The 2,482-nt window shown below is 66.1% G+C and carries 3 protein-coding genes; all 3 read right to left on the bottom strand.

Annotated elements, in window-relative coordinates; genetic code table 11:
- Positions 1-341: ATP-binding cassette domain-containing protein (locus EIP85_RS22535; RefSeq protein ID WP_206615637.1), on the bottom strand; the 341-nt coding region annotated here is incomplete at its 3' end.
- A complete protein-coding gene (locus tag EIP85_RS22530; protein ID WP_127904441.1) occupies positions 341-1,417 on the bottom strand; it encodes an ABC transporter permease in 1,077 nt (358 codons plus the stop codon). The genes EIP85_RS22535 and EIP85_RS22530, both read right to left, overlap by 1 nt.
- Before the next feature lie 108 nt (positions 1,418-1,525).
- Positions 1,526-2,482 carry a sugar ABC transporter substrate-binding protein gene (locus EIP85_RS22525; RefSeq protein ID WP_164871872.1) on the bottom strand — a complete coding sequence of 319 codons (957 nt, stop codon included), beginning with the start codon at positions 2,480-2,482 and terminating at the stop codon, positions 1,526-1,528.

The following is a 2,482-nucleotide window of genomic DNA, read 5'->3' as shown; positions in this document are numbered from 1 at the left end:
TTGCCCATGATCCCGGGCTTCAGGATCTCGCGTCCCATGAACATGTTGTCGGTGATCGACAGCGCCGGCGACATGGCCAGCGTCTGGTAGACCGTCTCGATCCCCTGCCGCCGCGCCTCGATCGGCGAGGAGAAATGCACCCGCCTGCCGTCCAGGTACACCTCCCCCTCGTCCGGCACCACCGCGCCGGAGATCGCCTTGATCAGCGTCGACTTGCCCGCCCCGTTGTCGCCGATCACGGCAAGGATCTCGCCGGGGTAAAGCTCGAAGTCGCAGTGGTCGAGCGCCGTCACCCGGCCGTAGCGCTTGACCAGATTGGTGCCTTTCAGAATCGGGTCCATCACGCAGCCACCTTTCGGATCCATTGGTCCACCGCCACGGCCAGGATGATCAGCGAGCCGATCAACAGATAGGTCCATTGCGGGTCCGTCCCATACATGTTCAGCCCCAGCGTGAAGACGCCGACGATCAGCGCCCCGAACATCATGCCGAGGATCGAGCCCCGCCCGCCGAAGAGCGAGATGCCCCCGATCACCGTCGCGGTGATCGCGTTGATGTTCTCGAACTGGCCGGAGTTGGGAGAGATCGCCCCCACCCGCCCGATCAGAACCCAGCCGCCCAGCGCGCAGATCAGACCGGCCACGACATAGACCGAGATCAGCACCTGCTTCACCTTCACGCCGGACAGCTCCGCCGCGTCGGGGTCGTCGCCCACCGCGTAGACATGCCGGCCCCAGGCGGTGTGGCGCAGCACATAGGCCAGGATCAGCACCAGCGCGACCATGGTGATCGCGCCCAGCGTGAACACCGCCCCGCCGATCTGAACCTGCAGCCCGAAGAGGTTCAGGAGCGGCGCCGTCGCCGTGATCTGGTCCGACCCGATCGTCTCGTTGCCGGAATAGAGGTAGTTCGCCGCCAGCACGATCTGCCACATGCCCAGCGTCACGATGAAGGGCGGCAGCTTGGCCCGGGCGACCAGCGCCCCGTTGAAGAAGCCGATCAGCCCGGCGATGACGAAGGCCAGCGCGATCGCCAGCGGCGGCGACATGCCGTAGTCGAAGATGAACTTGCCCATGATCACGGTGCTGATCACCATGATCGCGCCGACCGACAGCTCGATCCCCGCGGTCAGGATCACCAGCGATTCCGCCGCCCCCACGATCCCGGTCACCGCCACCTGCTTGAGGATCAGCGTCAGCGCGAAGGCCGAGAAGAAGTTGCTTCCCACCAGCACGCCGAAGGCCATGATCGAGACCAGCAGCACGATCAGCGGCACCAGCGACGGCGTCACGTGCAGCGCGTGCTGGAACCGCTGCACCGCGGATTTTCGATATTCGAACTCGGCCACCGCATCGGCGCCGCTACCGGAATGAATTGCCCGCTCGTAATCCTGCGGACCGCTCGCCTGCGTAGACATGTCTCCCCCCTTCGGAAGCCGCCCTGGCCCCATGCGCCAGGGGCGGCGCCGCCGCCCCTGGCCCGGTTCTCACCCCCGTCCCGGCGTCATGCCGGGCGGGGCGTCACATCACCCCCAGCAGAGGGCGAGGCCCTTCTTCACGGAGATCGACGGCACGCCCTTCTGCGGGTCGGCGGTGATCAGGTTCGTCCCGGTGTTGAAGAAGTCGAGCCCCTTGGAGGCCTGCGGCTTCTCGCCGGTCTTGGCGAACTTCGCGATCGCCTCGATGCCCATCGAGGCCATCTTCAGCGGGTATTGCTGCGCGGTCGCCCCGATGATGCCCTTGCCGACGTTCTTCACGCCCTGGCAGGAGCCGTCGATGGCGACGATGGTCACGCCCTTGGTCTTGCCGAGCGACTTCAGCGCCTGGTAGGCGCCCGCCGCGGCCGGCTCGTTGATCGCGTAGACCAGGTTGATGTTCGGGTTCTTCGCCAGCAGCGTTTCCATCGCCTTCTGGCCGCCCTCGATCGAGCCCGCCGTCACGTCATGGCCGACGATGCGCGGATCGGTCTCGTCGCCCCACTTGTTGGGGTTCTTGATGTCGATGCCGAAGCCCTTCATGAAGCCCTGGTCGCGCTGCACGCCCACCGTGGGCTGCGACACGGCGAGGTCGAGGAACGCGATCTTGGCGTCCTTCGCCTTGGCGCCGAGCTTCGCCTTCGCCCATTCGCCGTCCAGCTCGCCCGCCTGGAAGTTGTCGGTGGCGAAGGTCATGTCGGCGGCCGTCGCCGGGTTCAGCGCGGTGTCGAGCGCGATCACCAGCAGCCCCGCCTTGCGCGCCTTCTCGACCGAAGGCACGATCGCCTTCGTGGACGACGCGGTGATCAGGATGCCCTTGGCGCCATCGGCCATGCAGGCCTCGATCGCGTTCACCTGGCTCTCGTTGTCGCCGTCATACTTGCCGGTATAGGTCTTCAGCTCCACGCCAAGCTTCTTCGCCTCGGCCTCGGCGCCCTGCTTCATCTTCACGAAGTAGGGGTTTGATTCGGTCTTGGTGATCAGGCAGGCCTTCACGGGCGCCGCCAT

Origin of the sequence: Solirhodobacter olei (genome assembly GCF_004010155.1) — a bacterium.
Lineage (GTDB): Bacteria > Pseudomonadota > Alphaproteobacteria > Rhodobacterales > Rhodobacteraceae > Solirhodobacter > Solirhodobacter olei.
This window is presented reverse-complemented; position numbering and strand designations above follow the sequence as displayed.

Bases quoted from the DNA above. Each gene is read 5' to 3' on its own strand.
- EIP85_RS22530 (WP_127904441.1), bottom strand. From the start codon at position 1,417: ATGTCTACGCAGGCGAGCGGTCCGCAGGATTACGAGCGGGCAATTCAT.
- EIP85_RS22525 (WP_164871872.1), bottom strand. From the start codon at position 2,482: ATGGCGGCGCCCGTGAAGGCCTGCCTGATCACCAAGACCGAATCAAAC.